The following is a 14,205-nucleotide window of genomic DNA, read 5'->3' on the forward strand; positions in this document are numbered from 1 at the left end:
ATCCAAAAACTGATCCCTTCCGTAATTGGGCTATGTTGACAGAATGCATAGATATCGAACAAGCTGAGCGGCGCCCTTTGGTGGCAGCGCGAAAGGACCGATCTTTAGTGAAGCAGTCGTCTCCACAGATATCCGATCTGACGGCCGCAATGATTGCCGTTCGCAATGATCGGGACCGCGATGCCTTTGCACTTTTGTTTGATCATTTTGCACCTCGGCTGAAGGGGTTCATCATGCGCACTGGCACGGGATCAGGACAAGCAGAAGAGATCGTGCAAGATGTCATGCTGACCGTTTGGCGCAAGGCCGACCAATTCGATCCTGAGCGCGCACAGGTGTCAGCATGGGTCTACCAAATCACGCGAAACCGCCAAATCGATGTGATCCGTAAGGAAAATAAGCCGCTACCGGAAGAACTGGGCGAAGACCCAAGCGCAGAACCCGACGCCAGCCAAATATTGGCCGTCGAGCAAGAGGCTGGTCAGTTGAAAGGCGCACTAGAGCGATTGAAGCCGGATCAGCGCGAAATGATTGAAAAGGCTTATTTGGGTGAGCTCACACATCAAGAGATCAGCACCCAAACCGGACTGCCGCTTGGAACCATCAAGTCCCGCATTCGTCTGGGCCTTGAAAAGCTACGTCACGAGTTAAAGGAATTACGATAAGATGACGACTATTACCCACCATGCCCCCGATGCCCTGCTGGCGGCCTATGCTGGAGGAAGCCTGCCGAAGCCCTTTGCCTTGGCCGTGGCCGCACATATATCGCTGTGCTTGGACTGTCGTGCGGCTTACGAAGCCCATCTCGCCACTGGAGGCGCGGTCCTAGAGTCGACCAGCAGCGAAGCTGTGTCGGAAGGACTGAAGTCCAATGTGCTTGATCTATTGGACGCACCAGTTACCGAGAAACCAGTTTACCAGCGTTCAGGGGCTTTCCCAGGTCCAGTGATGGAAGCGCTGAAAGGCAAGCCGCCGCGTTGGAAATCGCTCGGGATGGGGGTCCGTCAGAGTATTCTGTCGGACGGGCGCGATGGTTCTGTTCGCCTTCTTTATATCCCGCCAGGTCGCGCGGTTCCGGATCACAGCCACAACGGTTTGGAATTGACGCTGGTTCTGCAAGGCAGTTTCAGCGATGAAACCGGACGGTTCGGTGTTGGTGATCTTGAAGTTGCAGATCAAACTTTAGAACACACACCGATTGCCGATGCTGGCGCGCCATGCATTTGCTTGGCGGCCACGGATGCGCCTTTGCGGTTCAATTCGTTTGTCCCGCGATTGCTGCAGCCGCTGTTTCGGATTTAGCACACACTAAGTGACACGTGATCGACTAGAGAAGCCACCGAATTTTCGGTGGCTTTTTGTTTTTTTACAATAACTTAACCCAAAACCCTCACGTTTTTGTGACTAAGTGAACCAAGCCTGATCGCCCTGCGTAACCTTTGTACGAAACGCAAATCAGAACGGACATGATCGTCCAGCAACACGGAGAATGAAGATGAAAATGAACCTGAAAGCCACCGCTGCCGCCCTAACACTCAGCCTATCTGCCGCTGCAGTGAATGCCGAGACTATCGTTGAAATCGCTGCAGGCGATGAACGCTTTTCAACCCTTGTAGCCGCAGTCACTGCCGCCGGCCTCGTCGACACGCTATCGGGCCCAGGTCCATTCACTGTTTACGCGCCGGTAAATGATGCATTCGCAGCGCTGCCGGAGGGTACCGTTGAGACACTTCTGCTTCCCGAGAATAAGGATCAACTAACCAATGTGTTGCTGTATCATGTTGATGACCGGAAATTGTCCGCAAACATGATCCCCGCTGGATCTAACTACTTCCGCCCAATCCTAGACAGCGAACGCCTTTGCATCACGGCTGGCAGTGGCGGCGTGACGATCGCTGATGGAACGGGCGAAATGGCAAATGTCGTCATCGCCGACATTATGGCTGACAATGGTGTTATCCACGTTATCGACAAAGTCCTTCTGCCGGGCACGCGCCCAGCCTGCCACTAATTCAAGATGGCACCCTGCTGCACAAGCAGGGTGCCCACCCAAACAGTTTTGTTAAGGCAAAGCCAACACATGAACAGACGCAACGCGATCCTGATCAAAAACCGGATGCATCAAGGATGGCGGTATCATCTTGTTCAGTATGCTTGCGGGATGCTTGCGGGATGCTTGCGGGATGCTTGCGGGATGCTTGCGGGATGCTTGCGGGATGCTTGCGGGAAATTCACTTTGAATTTCCTTCTTTCTACTCTCCCCTGAAATGTTTGAGATGGGGATGTTTTAGGACGCCTGATTAGACGATTTTCGAGGCTCCCTCCCCGACAACGAACCGTGACGCAAACCCCACCGAAGTCCGTTCAGCGAACAAAGCCCACATTGGATAAGCACTGTCGACGGAATTGTAAATTTGGGCGCCAAGCCGCCATTACTTACGGTGTTGCGGCGACCTATTTGGTGATGCCCCGCCCAACCTGTTTCTCGGAGTGTGTGGGTTGTTCTGGTCCTGCGGATGCTCAGTTGCATTACACCACCTCGCGACCTTATATCAGAGTTAAGAATTTATGGAGTGTTCCGCATGACAAACTACCTCGACTTCGAAAAGCCGCTTGCTGAGATTGAAGGCAAAGCTGCCGAACTGCGGGCAATGGCCCGTATGAACGAAGATATGGACGTCGAGGCCGAGGCGCAGGCGCTTGATAAGAAGGCGGCGGATTTGCTGGTCAGCCTCTACAAAGACCTCACGCCATGGCGCAAATGCCAGATCGCGCGTCATGCCGATCGCCCGCACTGCAAAGACTACATCGAGGCGTTGTTTACAGAATACACGCCACTGGCGGGTGACCGGAATTTTGCTGATGACCACGCGGTTATGGGTGGTTTGGCGCGCCTTGATGGCCGCCCTGTCATGGTGATCGGCCATGAAAAGGGCAACGACACCAAATCCCGCATTGAGCGCAATTTCGGCATGGCGCGGCCTGAAGGGTATCGCAAGGCGATCCGCCTGATGGATATGGCAGAACGTTTTGGCCTGCCTGTTATTACGCTGGTCGACACGCCCGGTGCATATCCGGGTAAGGGTGCCGAAGAACGCGGCCAGTCCGAGGCAATTGCGCGATCTACCCAGAAATGTCTGCAACTGACTGTCCCACTGGTGAGCGTAATCATCGGTGAAGGTGGGTCTGGTGGCGCCGTGGCCTTTGCCACAGCGAACCGCGTCGCGATGCTGCAGCATTCCGTGTATTCCGTGATCTCACCTGAAGGCTGTGCGAGCATCTTGTGGAAAGACGCCGAGAAGATGCGCGAAGCGGCGGAAGCGTTGCGTTTGACCGCGCAGAATCTGAAAGAGCTTGGCGTGTGTGACCGCATCATTGACGAGCCAACAGGTGGCGCGCATCGCCATAAGACCGCAGCGATTGACGGTGTTGGTGCCGCGCTCAATTCAATGCTGAACGAGCTTGAAGGTAAAAGCCCAGAGGCACTGCGCCAGTCGCGTCGTCAAAAGTACCTCGACCTTGGTCAAAAAGGGCTTGCCGCTTGATCCGCAGCCTCGCAGCTTTGATCTTGTCAGCGCAAGCGGCGTCGGCGGGTGGATTGATGGACCGCACGGTGACGTTTGGTGTGTTGGCGTACGACGAAAACGAGGTTCCGATCTATGTCGGTGAGCGCCACCCTGCTGTCGTGACCAACAGCGTCGAATATGGGCTGGGGCCTGAGGGAAGCCAGAACGGTTGGGACATCGTGCCAGCCATCATCGACATCCGCGACCAAAAGATCATCGTGACCTATCCGGACACGGTTGGTGGCATTTTCCCAGAACCAGAATTCAATGGCTATGTTTTGGATTTCCTGACCGATTGCGTGTTGTTCAACGGTGCGGGTCAGGACCTTGAGAATTCGACCGTTGAGCTGGCCGATGACGCGATTTTTGTTGAAGGCTCAAAACTGTACGTCGATATGGCGGGCCAAGAGTTTGGGCCGCAAACGTTTATCGTGGTTGATGTGGACGTTGCGGATTGTCCGCTGAGCTAGTTCGCGTCGCCGACGACCATGACCGATGACACGCGCGCGGGTCGGGCTACCATAACCACACGTAGCCCCTCGAATGGGTCGCGGTCCGCGCTGTACCAGCCAATCGTTCGGGGACCATCCGTGAGAACATCAACCTCGGGGACCAAGGGTTCGGCGGTTGCAATCACGTCTGTGTAGCGCGCGATGAAGCCATCCGGTTCCACAACAAAACCTTCAACCGAGTTTTCAGTATAGCTGACTTCGACGATACAGACCCGCAGCTGGCTGGTCGGGTCATTAGGGTTTTCGGCTTCGCCCCATTCCGCGACAAAACGGTTGTTTTCGAGAATGGCAGCACCAGCATTTTCCAGATTTTCTGACACCTCCACTTCGTCATAAACCCCAGGGGTGCGGCCGATGTCTGTGAAAGGGGTCTCGCCCGTTTGTACGTAAGGCAAGCAGTGGTCGGACAGGTAGGTGCTAAGCAGATCATCACCTGTGACGGTGGTCAGCACGTTAAATGCATAGACCCCAAGCCCCGCAACGCCTGCGCCCACTAAAAATCCTGCGAGTTTCATTACCACATCCGCCCTTTTGCGTATTCGGCATAGCCGTCGTCATAACCCTGTGCGTCGAACTCGGCCTGTTGTTCTTTGAGCAATTGACCCGCTGTTGGCAGGTCAGTTACGGGATCGCCTGTCCACAGTTCTGATCGCATGATTGCTTTGGCGCATTGAAAATACGCCTCACCAACGGTTATGACGATGACAGATTTTGGGTGCTTTTTGTTTTGCTCAAAGCTGTGCGTGACGTCTGGATCATCAGACAAAACCGCTGTGCCGTTCACGCGGATCACATTGGCAGAACCGGGCACCATGAACATCAGGCTGACACGCCCGTCGCGCACGATATTGCGTAGGCTATCGATGCGGTTGTTGCCGCGCCAATCGGGAAGCCAGAGGGTTTTGTCGTCCACCAAACGTACCACGGGGCCAACGTCCCCACGCGGGCTGCCGTCAGACCCTTCAGGGCCAACAGTCGTCAGGACACAGAACCGCGCCGTGTTGATCCATGTGGCGTAATGCGGGGTTATGCGCTTGACGACTTTGGTCAGTGATGCCGGAACGGCCGCGTCATAAAGCGTTTCAAGTGCGTCGATGGTATCTACTGTTTTCATTCTTCGATCGCGGTAAAACCGGCCTCTCGCATTAACTCGTTAGAACGACCCTCAACAGTTTGTTCGAGGATTTTCATGAACTCAGCTGTGTCCAAGCCCGCTGGGATACGCGGTAGGAATTCGACCACAGCCACACCTGGTTTGCGGTAGATGCCACGCTTGGGCCAGAACACCCCAACGTTGGCGGCAACTGGAACGCAATCTTGGCCGAGTTCCTTATACAGAACCCCTGTGCCAATTTTGTATGGGGCTTTAACGCCTGGCGCGATGCGGGTGCCTTGGCTGTAGATAATCAATTGACCGGGGAACAAACGCCCTGCCGAAACATCCGCGATCATCTTTTTGATCGCCGCGCCACGCTTGCCGCGTTTGACTGGGATACACCCGACACGCAGGCCGAATTGCCCGACAACGGGGGCATATTTCAGGATGTCCTTCATGATGAAGCGGCCAGCAGGGATGCCCCCATAGATCATCAACACATCAAGGAACGACTGGTGCTTGGCCGCGATCAAGACTTCATCCTGTGGGGGCGTGCCGCGCACTTCGCATTTCAGACCAATGAGCCACCCTGCGAGCCATGTGATGAACCAACAATAAGACCGGCAGCAAAGGTACGCGTATTTGCGCGAAATGATCGCCGGAATTGCAAACACAATGCCCCAAGGGAGCAGCGCGAAGTACATTATGACGATGAAAATCAGGGACCGGACCCATTGGATGGCGTAGCTCATGATTGTTCCTTTAATGTGCGCAGGGCAGCTTGGCGGGTCGCGACAAAGGCCACGAGCGCCGCAAGAATGGGAATGACCAGCGGCCAAAGCCAATGCCAGCCCTGAAAACCAAGGCCCGTTAGGAAACCGCCAGCCGCATCAGCACTGGGCAGCAACATGACCGCAAGCGTGCCGAGAAACGTGCCCACCGCGGCACCGATCAACGCGCGAAGGGTAAAGCGGCGTACAAAGGCGCGGGCAATGTAGATATCTTGTGCCCCGACAAGGCGCATGACGCGGATGACTTGGGAATTGGCCGCAAGGGCTGCGTTCGCAGCCAGTGTAATCATCGCAGCCGTCGCCCCCGCAATCAAAAGCATCGACACAAAACCCAACAGGCGCAACCGAGAGGCGGCCTCGACCAATGGTTCACGCCAACGGGTATGATCATCGAGCACAGCACCGGGGACCTCGGCTTGTAGGCGGGCACGCAGGCCCGTTGAATCGAAGCCATCGCTGTCTTCAATGATTTCGATAAGTTGTGGAACAGGCAGGGTTTCAATTGGCAGGTCTGGTCCGAACCACGGCGCCAGTAGTTCACGTTGTTCATCGTCCGTAAGAGGGCGCGCTTGGGCGATGCCCGGGGTTGATTGCAGAACCGTCAACGCCGCGCGTGTTTGCGCGTCCATCTGGTCTTGCGGCGCGGAAATACGCAACGTCGACGTTTTTGCAAGCTCAGCTGCCCAGCGATCAGATAGACGACCCGTCGCAAGGGAAAGCGCCAAGGCAAACACGGCCAAAAACGCCATTGCACCAGCGGTCAGCAATGTCAGCCGTGCCGTGAACCCCGTAGGCGGAACGGCGCGGTCTGCTTGCGGGTCACCAGCGAGGAGTTCGAAAAGACGATTCAGGGTTTCCATTAGATGTCCGCCCCCGCCAGCTGCAAACGGCGATCTTTCAGGCGCAAGACCCGCGCAGAAACCTGTGCTTTGGCCGCGCGGATCAGGCTGATGTCATGTGTCGCGATAAGCACTGTCTTGCCCATTTTGTTCAGCTCAACCAACAACGACAAAAGACGTTGTGACATTTCCCAATCGACGTTTCCGGTCGGCTCGTCCGCCAAAATAATTTCAGGCGACATAATGACAGCGCGGGCAAGGGCCGCACGCTGACGTTCACCACCAGAAAGCTGCGGCGGCAATTGCTGGGCTTGTTGGGACAGACCGACCCAACCAAGCAAATCCGTTAGATCTGAGGAGGTTGTGTTATGGCCCGCCACCGACAACGGCAGCGCAATGTTTTCAGCAAGGGTCAGGTGATCAAGGAACTGACAGTCCTGATGTACGACCCCGATACGGCGGCGTGTATGGGCGACATCATCGCGACTTAGAGCGCGCGCATCTTGCCCAAACAGGCGAACCTGCCCGCTTGTTGCGATCAATTCACCATAACAAAGTTTAAGAAGTGTGGTTTTTCCAGCACCCGACGGGCCGGTCAAAAAATGGAACGACCCAGCTGCCAGCTGCAAATTCAAGTCGGAGAATAGCTCTGCTCCGCCATAATTATAGGCCACATTGTCCAGCTCGATCACGGTGGTTCTAACCCCTTGGCCCTATTGTTTGTTTGGTTTTGGCGCAAACCAGCGCCACATGCAATCTGCGCGAAAAACACAGATACGGCAAAACCTTTGCGCTTACCCCTCAGGATCGGTAAGATTCTGCAAAGAACGCGGGCAGAATGCCCGTTTGACGCTGGGGAAGACGAAAATGCGGATGATTTGCCCGAATTGCGGCGCGCAGTACGAAGTCGCGGATGATGTGATTCCGGCGAGTGGACGTGATGTCCAATGTTCCAATTGCGGGCACACGTGGTTTGAACAACCAGGTGCTTCTGAGGCCGCCGAGCGCGGGGCGCCTATAGAAGCGCCAGCAGACCCAACGCCGCCCCCTGCCCCAGAGCCTGAAGTTGAAGCCGCGCCTGAACCTGAGGCCGAAAGCGAACCTGAGCCGGAGCCGGAACCAACAACCGAGCCTGAGCCCGAACACCCCGCACCCCAACAACGTGAGATGGATCCGGAAGTGGCCGACATTCTGCGCGAAGAAGCGGAATTTGAGCAAGCAGCGCGTCAGGCCGAAGCCGACCCAATAGAAACGCAGCCCGATCTTGATTTGTCGCAAGACCCTGATGAGGACCGCCGCAGCCGCGAAGCGCGTGATCGGTTGGCGCGCCTACGTGGTGAACCAGAAGCAGCGGCAGCCGTCGGCGCGATGATGCAACAAGATGCCGAGGCCCCGCGCCGCGAGCTTTTGCCAGATATCGAAGAAATTAATTCCTCATTGCGTCCAGAAGCCGGCCCCGAGGCTGTGGGTGATGAGTATGAGGAAGCCCGCCCACGCAGCGGTTTCCGCCGTGGTTTCATGCTGATCGTGATCCTCGCGCTGATCGCGCTGGCGGTTTACATCTTTGCGCCGCAAATCAGCGCCGCTGTTCCGCAAGCCGAACCCATTTTGACGTCCTACGTCGAGTGGGTAGACGGGCTGCGCATTTGGCTAGACGGAAAGATGCAGGGCTTTATCGATGGGGCAAGCGATGCGCCTGAGGTAACACCGGAACCAGCAGCTGAGCCCGTCGTCGAGCCAGCACCAGAAGGCTAATCCCTAAAAGCGATCCAACAGGCGGCGCAGATAGTCGAGTTCTAGCTGCGGGCGTTCTTGGTCAGCCGAGCGATTGCGCAACTCTTCCAATAGCTCTTCTGCGCGTCGGTTGATGTCGTCTTGCAACATGGATTCTTCTGACCCGAATTGCCCAGTATTCCCCATCTGACGGCCAAGCGGGTCACGACGTTCCGGTTCGGGGCGGCCTTCGGCATTGCCGGTTTGCGTGCCTTGGCCTTCCTCAAGTTCGTCCATCTGGTTTTCGGCCAAAGCTTGGCCCAAATTGCGCATGCCTTCGCGCAGGGCGTCCATTGCTTCGGCTTGGCGGTCAATGGCTTCGGCCAAGTCACCCTCGCGCAGCGCGTCTTCTGCGCCGTCCATCGCACCTTCGGCGCTTTCTAAGGATTGTTCAGCACTTTCTGCGGCATCACCTGACAGGCCCGGCAGTCCATTGCGCAATTGGTTCAACCCGTCACGCAGCGCTTGCTGACGTTCCGCAAGGCTTTGTGGGCTTCCGCCACCTTCGCCGCCCTGCCCGCTGTCATCCGTTAAACCGCCTTGGGTGTTGTCGCCTTGCCCTTGGCCTTGGCCCTGTTGCTGGCCCTGTTGTCCGGTGCCCTCTTGACCGTCTTGGCCTTGCTGACCTGGTTGCTGGCCTTCTTGGCCCGGTTGTTCACCCGGTTGCTGACCGTCCTGCTGGCCGTCTTGTTGACCTTGCTGACCCTGTTGCTGTTGGCCCTCATTGAACTGTTCTTGCAAGTCGCGGAAGGCCTCGTCCGTCAGGTCTTGCTGGTCGCGCAGGGTTTCGGCCAAATCTTCCATAGATTGCTGACCGGGTGTTTGTGGGCCGCCTTCGCCACCTTCGCCGCCCTCAGTCATCTGGAGGTTTTCCATCAGCTGATTGAGCTCTTCCATCAGCTCCATCGCCTCGGCCATACGGCCTTCTTCCATCAACTCTTGGATGCGGTCCATCATGGCCTGAATTTCGTCTTGGCTGATGGTCTGGTTATCTTGGTTCTGATCGGGCTGGTCTGTGCCGTTCGGTGACGGTTCCATCTGGTCAGCGAGCATCTGCATATAGTCGTTTGTCGCTTCGCGCAGCTCTTGCATCAGTTCAGCGATTTCCTCATCCGAGGCACCGTTGCGCATCGCCTCTTCAAGGCGTTCTTGCGCGCGCTCAAGCCGTGCACGTGCATCCGCAAGAGAGCCTTCTTCGAGTTGCACGGCCAGTTCCCAGAGTGCTTCGACCACTTCGGTTTGCACGTCATCACTCAGGCCGTCCGATTCCGTTTCCTCAAGCCGACTTATGATAAAGCGGAGCCGAAGGTAGGTTGTCTCATCGGGAAACAGCTCATCAGGGCGGTTGGACACAGCCCGCAAAACCTGCGCCACGCGCGGTGCATTGGCTTTGGACCAAAGAATATCGCGGCGTTGCTCGATGATTGCGCGTGCGGTGGGTTGGAAGAACCGTTTGCCCGGCAAAATCATGTTTTCAGGATCGCTTGCGCCGATTTGCCCGAGCGCGTCTTCGACTTGCAGCGTCATCGTCACGGGGAAGTTCGCCCATGGGTGCTGGCTGAAATCATCGATCAAAAGTTCTTCGAAATCTGCGCGGTCACCAGAAAACGGCATCGGCAAATCGATCACAACTGCGTCACGCGTGTCTGGATCAATCGTCAGGCCGTGGCGGCGGTTCACAGAGGTTAAATCCAGCGCAATCGTCGCGGTCCCTGCAATAACGCTATAGTCGTCCATCGCGGAAAACGGCTGGGACATCTCGCCCTGCGCGTCCGCCTCAATCGGGCCAGTGAATTCAACCGTGGGCGCATTGTCTTCGAGCAACAAGATTTTCCATGTTTGGCCACCCTCGCCAACAATGGAAATTTCGCCTTCTTGGGTGACTTCAAAGCCCTGTTGTTGGTCCGTTGCCGCGCCGAGATCTTCGGTACGTCCGGAAACAGTTTCAGACACGCTTAACGCACCTACATCGCCATAAAGACGCAAAGTGATGAACGACCCTTGCGGGACTTGAATGCGGTTGGCGATGATATCGGCAAGATACAGCGTCGGCTTGCCGGTATAGGCAGGCGGTTCGATCCAGCCTTCCCAAACGGGGCCAATCGCAAGAACTTCACCGCCCTGCGCCGCATTGGTGACGGTGCCAACACGCCAGATCGACCCGAACAACAGCGCGACAACCATGAATAGGACCGCCATGTAGCGCAGACCGTAAGGGTCTTTCGCAGAAACGCGCAAATCGGGTTCGACTGCCCTCGCCTCGCGCGTTTTGTCCTGCATTCGTTTCAGGTGGGCGTCCCAAACGGCCTCTGACGCGGCATCGCCTGCGCCAATCGTTTGAATATCATTCAGAGCGGCAATCGGGCGACCAGGAAGGCGGGCATCAACACGGGCTACGGCTTCGGCCTCGCTCGGCCAATTTAGGCGACGAAATCCGCGAAACAGTGTCCACAATAGCGCAAGAACCGCGACAACCGCGTAAACCCAAACTGCTTCAAGCGGCAGAAAATCCTGCCAGCCCATAACAAGCGGCGCGAGCGCGAAGAACAGAACCGTCCAGAATGGCCAAAAGGCTTGCGTCACACGCTCGGCGATTAAACCGGCGCGGGTCAACAAAACTGGCATTTTCAAATGCGCAAGCATTGGGCCTGTTGGTATCAGCGGGGTTCTCCTACCGGCTTGGGCGCTGCGAAACGGTTACAGCCACTCAGGTATGCTATCGCGATTAATCATCTCTTCAAAGGTCGGACGTCGGCGGATAACCGCAAATTGATCCCCATTGACCAAAACCTCAGGAATAAGGGGGCGCGAGTTATATTCACTGGCCATTACAGCGCCGTAAGCACCCGCAGATCGGAACGCGACCAGTGCATCGGACTGCAAAGTCGGCATCATTCTGCCTTTGGCGAAGGTATCACCACTTTCGCAGATCGGCCCGACGATGTCGTAGGGCGTTTGTTCAGCGCCAGCTTCGGGTTCAATCACCGGAATAATATCGTGGTGGGCTTCGTACATCGCAGGGCGGATCAGATCGTTCATCGCGGCGTCAACTATGAGGAATTTACGCCCTTCGCCAGACTTTACATAGATCACCTTGGTGACAAGGATGCCGGAGTTGCCAGAGATAAGGCGCCCCGGTTCGATCTCAATCTCGCAACCAAGATGACCGACTTCTTCTTTGATCATCGCGCCGTATTCAATTGGCAGCGGTGGCGCGTTGTTGTCACGCGCGTAAGGAATACCAAGGCCACCCCCAAGATCGAGGCGGGTAATCTCGTGTCCGTCGCTACGCAACTGTTCGGTCAATTCCGCGACCTTACGATAAGCAAGGCGGAAGGGTTCCAGCTCGGTCAGCTGGCTGCCGATATGCACATCGATGCCGATAACCTTCAGGCCCGGCAGCTCAGCGGCCATCGCATAAACTTCACGGGCGCGGCTGATTGGAATGCCGAATTTGTCCTCTTTTTTGCCCGTCGAAATCTTGGCGTGGGTTTTGGCGTCCACATCGGGGTTCACGCGGACGGTAATCGGCGCTACCTTGCCAAGTGAAACGGCAACCTCAGATAGCGCTTCCATCTCTGGCTCGGATTCAACGTTAAACTGGCGAATGCCGCCTTCCAACGCGATGCGCATTTCTTCACGGGTTTTGCCAATGCCGGAAAATACAATCTTGTCGCCGGAAACGCCCGCCGCTTTCGCACGCAGGTATTCACCACCCGACACAACGTCCATGCCAGCGCCCGCATCGCCAAGCAATTTCAACACGGCTTGGTTAGACAGCGATTTCATCGCGAAACACACGAGGTGATCAATGCCATCCAATGCATCATCAAACAGCTTGAAATGGCGCAGCAAAGTTGCGGTTGAGTAGACGTAGAACGGCGTGCCGACCTGCGCGGCAATTTCAGCAATGCTCACGTCTTCAGCCATCAATTGGCCGTCACGGTATAGAAAATGGTCCATTTTGCACTCCGGTGGAATCGCGTTTCATCTGACCTAGCAGATTACACGGCAAGCCCAACCCTGATCAGCAAACTGATCGGCCTAGAGGCTAAGCCCGACGTTGAAAATGCCGTTTGTTGCACCAACGCCAACGTTTGGAGACACACCATTGGGCCCAACGGATACGCCCACGTTGCCCGATGGGCGAAACGGCGGATCATTTGCGCCACAAGCCGCAACAAAAGCCAGTGTAAGAAGTGCAAAAATAGGGCGCATCATGAGAGGTCCTTTTTCCAGCGCGCAATTTGCGCGCGTACATTAACTGGCGCGGTGCCGCCGTAGGATGTACGGCTGGCAACGGAATTATCCACGCCCAACACGTCAAAGATAGCCGTAGTTATGCCTGCATGAACAGACTGCATTTGATCAAGGCTTAGTTCAGGCAAATCGCAGCCGTTTTCTTCGGCCATTGAAACCAAGGCACCGGTGATGTGATGTGCATCTCGAAACGGCAGACCCAGTTCGCGCACGAGCCAATCGGCAAGGTCGGTTGCCGTGGAAAAGCCCATCGCTGCTGCAACGCGCAGATCATCGGGGCGGCCCTTCATATCAGCCACCATGCCTGTCATCGCCGCAAGGCCAAGCATCAGGCTGTCAGCCGCATCAAACGTCTGTTCTTTGTCTTCCTGCATGTCCTTGGAATAGGTCAGCGGGAGACCCTTCATGATCGTCATCAAAGCAACGTTCGCCCCGAAAATCCGACCGATTTTTGCACGCAGCAATTCTGCCGCATCAGGATTACGCTTCTGCGGCATGATGGATGAACCCGTAGACCAACGATCAGACATCGCCACAAAGCGGAACTGAGCAGACGACCAAATCACCAATTCCTCGGCCAGACGGCTCAGGTGCATCGCGCAAATGGACGCAGCGCCAAGATATTCGAGGGCGAAATCACGCGCGGCAACCGCATCGAGCGAATTGGCCGTGGGACGATCAAAGCCCAGTGCTTCTGCTGTCATCTGACGATCCAGCGGGAAGGACGTTCCCGCCAATGCAGCCGCGCCCAAGGGCGATTCATTCATCCGCGCACGGGCATCTGCGAAACGGGCGCGGTCACGGGCGAACATTTCAACGTAGGCCATCATGTGGTGGCCCCAAGTCACCGGCTGCGCGACCTGAAGGTGGGTGAACCCCGGCATAACCCAATCGGCACCTTCTTCGGCTTGGCCGATCAGGGCCTCGATCAGTGCTTTCAACGCACCGTCAGCGGCATCGCACTGGTCACGCACCCAAAGGCGGAAATCGACGGCTACTTGGTCATTGCGCGACCGACCTGTGTGCAAACGGCCCGCGGGCTCGCCTACGATCTCTTTCAGGCGCGCCTCAACGTTCATGTGGATGTCTTCAAGCTCAACACGCCAAGGGAACGTATCGCTTTCAATCTCTGACAAGACCGTGAGGAGGCCTTCCCGAATGGCGTTTGCATCGCTATCGGTAATAATACCTTGAGCGGCCAACATCGCCGCATGCGCACGGGAGCCATCAATGTCTTGCTTCGCCAAACGACGATCAAATCCGATAGACGCATTAATTGCTTCCATGATTGCGTCTGGTCCTGCGGCAAAGCGACCGCCCCACATTGCATTCGAAGATGATTTATCCGACATAAAAAACGTCCCTAAG

Annotated in this window: 15 protein-coding genes; 6 read left to right on the forward strand and 9 right to left on the reverse strand. The window is 56.2% G+C overall.

Going from position 1 to position 14,205, the window contains the following annotated elements:
- Window positions 1-32 precede the first annotated feature (32 nt).
- The 5 genes from OSB_RS14160 (at window position 33) to OSB_RS14180 (ending at window position 4,036) form a co-directional block, all read left to right on the forward strand.
- Window positions 33-665 carry a sigma-70 family RNA polymerase sigma factor gene (locus OSB_RS14160; RefSeq protein ID WP_082166480.1) on the forward strand — a complete coding sequence of 211 codons (633 nt, stop codon included), beginning with the start codon at window positions 33-35 and terminating at the stop codon, window positions 663-665.
- Between the two features lies 1 nt (window position 666).
- Window positions 667-1,302 (forward strand): ChrR family anti-sigma-E factor, encoded by a 636-nt coding sequence (locus OSB_RS14165; RefSeq protein ID WP_049835606.1) that lies wholly within the window; start codon window positions 667-669, stop codon window positions 1,300-1,302.
- Window positions 1,303-1,495: 193 nt separating this feature from the next.
- Window positions 1,496-2,011, forward strand: coding sequence for a fasciclin domain-containing protein (locus OSB_RS14170; RefSeq protein ID WP_049836189.1), 516 nt, complete (start codon window positions 1,496-1,498; stop codon window positions 2,009-2,011).
- 571 nt (window positions 2,012-2,582) lie between these two features.
- Window positions 2,583-3,545, forward strand: coding sequence for an acetyl-CoA carboxylase carboxyltransferase subunit alpha (locus OSB_RS14175; RefSeq protein ID WP_049835607.1), 963 nt, complete (start codon window positions 2,583-2,585; stop codon window positions 3,543-3,545).
- Window positions 3,542-4,036 (forward strand): hypothetical protein, encoded by a 495-nt coding sequence (locus OSB_RS14180; RefSeq protein WP_049835608.1) that lies wholly within the window; start codon window positions 3,542-3,544, stop codon window positions 4,034-4,036. The genes OSB_RS14175 and OSB_RS14180 overlap by 4 nt, the downstream gene beginning before the upstream one ends.
- Here the strand turns inward: OSB_RS14180 and OSB_RS14185 are convergent.
- Genes OSB_RS14185 through OSB_RS14205 form a run of 5 tightly spaced genes read right to left on the reverse strand, consistent with a single transcriptional unit; the run spans window position 4,033 to window position 7,496 of the window.
- A complete protein-coding gene (locus OSB_RS14185) occupies window positions 4,033-4,593 on the reverse strand; it encodes a hypothetical protein (protein WP_049835609.1) in 561 nt (186 codons plus the stop codon). The two genes, OSB_RS14180 and OSB_RS14185, sit on opposite strands and share 4 nt — an antisense overlap.
- The gene (locus OSB_RS14190) at window positions 4,593-5,192 is read right to left on the reverse strand and encodes a pyridoxamine 5'-phosphate oxidase family protein (protein ID WP_049835610.1); all 600 of its coding nucleotides are present in this window, start codon (window positions 5,190-5,192) and stop codon (window positions 4,593-4,595) included. Before OSB_RS14190 ends, OSB_RS14185 begins: the two co-directional genes overlap by 1 nt.
- A complete protein-coding gene (locus OSB_RS14195; RefSeq protein WP_049835611.1) occupies window positions 5,189-5,926 on the reverse strand; it encodes a lysophospholipid acyltransferase family protein in 738 nt (245 codons plus the stop codon). Before OSB_RS14195 ends, OSB_RS14190 begins: the two co-directional genes overlap by 4 nt.
- Window positions 5,923-6,825 (reverse strand): cell division protein FtsX, encoded by a 903-nt coding sequence (locus OSB_RS14200; RefSeq protein ID WP_049835612.1) that lies wholly within the window; start codon window positions 6,823-6,825, stop codon window positions 5,923-5,925. Before OSB_RS14200 ends, OSB_RS14195 begins: the two co-directional genes overlap by 4 nt.
- On the reverse strand, window positions 6,825-7,496 hold the full coding sequence (locus OSB_RS14205) for a cell division ATP-binding protein FtsE (protein ID WP_049835613.1): 672 nt from the start codon (window positions 7,494-7,496) through the stop codon (window positions 6,825-6,827). The genes OSB_RS14200 and OSB_RS14205 overlap by 1 nt, the downstream gene beginning before the upstream one ends.
- A 175-nt stretch (window positions 7,497-7,671) precedes the next feature.
- On the opposite strand from OSB_RS14205, the gene OSB_RS14210 reads away from it, so the two are divergent.
- The gene (locus OSB_RS14210) at window positions 7,672-8,559 is read left to right on the forward strand and encodes a zinc-ribbon domain-containing protein (RefSeq protein ID WP_049836190.1); all 888 of its coding nucleotides are present in this window, start codon (window positions 7,672-7,674) and stop codon (window positions 8,557-8,559) included.
- A 3-nt stretch (window positions 8,560-8,562) separates the two neighbouring features.
- Here the strand turns inward: OSB_RS14210 and OSB_RS14215 are convergent, their stop codons facing one another.
- The 4 genes from OSB_RS14215 to argH all read right to left on the reverse strand — a co-directional run bounded on the left by OSB_RS14215 (window position 8,563) and on the right by argH (window position 14,189).
- The gene (locus tag OSB_RS14215) at window positions 8,563-11,202 is read right to left on the reverse strand and encodes a DUF4175 domain-containing protein (RefSeq protein WP_049836191.1); all 2,640 of its coding nucleotides are present in this window, start codon (window positions 11,200-11,202) and stop codon (window positions 8,563-8,565) included.
- 72 nt (window positions 11,203-11,274) lie between these two features.
- Complete coding sequence (lysA, locus tag OSB_RS14220) at window positions 11,275-12,540, reverse strand: diaminopimelate decarboxylase (RefSeq protein ID WP_049835614.1); 1,266 nt, start codon at window positions 12,538-12,540, stop codon at window positions 11,275-11,277.
- Window positions 12,541-12,621: 81 nt separating this feature from the next.
- A complete protein-coding gene (locus tag OSB_RS16725; RefSeq protein WP_158454123.1) occupies window positions 12,622-12,798 on the reverse strand; it encodes a hypothetical protein in 177 nt (58 codons plus the stop codon).
- On the reverse strand, window positions 12,795-14,189 hold the full coding sequence (gene argH, locus OSB_RS14225; protein WP_049835615.1) for an argininosuccinate lyase: 1,395 nt from the start codon (window positions 14,187-14,189) through the stop codon (window positions 12,795-12,797). Before argH ends, OSB_RS16725 begins: the two co-directional genes overlap by 4 nt.
- Between the last annotated feature and the right edge of the window lie 16 nt (window positions 14,190-14,205).

It is taken from the genome of Octadecabacter temperatus, from assembly GCF_001187845.1.
GTDB classification, from domain to species: domain Bacteria; phylum Pseudomonadota; class Alphaproteobacteria; order Rhodobacterales; family Rhodobacteraceae; genus Octadecabacter; species Octadecabacter temperatus.

What these genes read in the sequence shown, in the direction of transcription:
- OSB_RS14200 (WP_049835612.1), bottom strand. Translation starts at nt 6,825, where the DNA reads ATGGAAACCCTGAATCGTCTTTTCGAACTCCTCGCTGGTGACCCGCAA.
- argH (WP_049835615.1), bottom strand. Translation starts at nt 14,189, where the DNA reads ATGTCGGATAAATCATCTTCGAATGCAATGTGGGGCGGTCGCTTTGCC.
- OSB_RS14175 (WP_049835607.1), top strand. Translation starts at nt 2,583, where the DNA reads ATGACAAACTACCTCGACTTCGAAAAGCCGCTTGCTGAGATTGAAGGC.
- OSB_RS14185 (WP_049835609.1), bottom strand. Translation starts at nt 4,593, where the DNA reads ATGAAACTCGCAGGATTTTTAGTGGGCGCAGGCGTTGCGGGGCTTGGG.
- lysA (WP_049835614.1), bottom strand. Translation starts at nt 12,540, where the DNA reads ATGGACCATTTTCTATACCGTGACGGCCAATTGATGGCTGAAGACGTG.
- OSB_RS14165 (WP_049835606.1), top strand. Translation starts at nt 667, where the DNA reads ATGACGACTATTACCCACCATGCCCCCGATGCCCTGCTGGCGGCCTAT.
- OSB_RS14215 (WP_049836191.1), bottom strand. Translation starts at nt 11,202, where the DNA reads ATGCCAGTTTTGTTGACCCGCGCCGGTTTAATCGCCGAGCGTGTGACG.
- OSB_RS14195 (WP_049835611.1), bottom strand. Translation starts at nt 5,926, where the DNA reads ATGAGCTACGCCATCCAATGGGTCCGGTCCCTGATTTTCATCGTCATA.
- OSB_RS14170 (WP_049836189.1), top strand. Translation starts at nt 1,496, where the DNA reads ATGAAAATGAACCTGAAAGCCACCGCTGCCGCCCTAACACTCAGCCTA.
- OSB_RS16725 (WP_158454123.1), bottom strand. Translation starts at nt 12,798, where the DNA reads ATGATGCGCCCTATTTTTGCACTTCTTACACTGGCTTTTGTTGCGGCT.
- OSB_RS14160 (WP_082166480.1), top strand. Translation starts at nt 33, where the DNA reads ATGTTGACAGAATGCATAGATATCGAACAAGCTGAGCGGCGCCCTTTG.
- OSB_RS14190 (WP_049835610.1), bottom strand. Translation starts at nt 5,192, where the DNA reads ATGAAAACAGTAGATACCATCGACGCACTTGAAACGCTTTATGACGCG.
- OSB_RS14210 (WP_049836190.1), top strand. Translation starts at nt 7,672, where the DNA reads ATGCGGATGATTTGCCCGAATTGCGGCGCGCAGTACGAAGTCGCGGAT.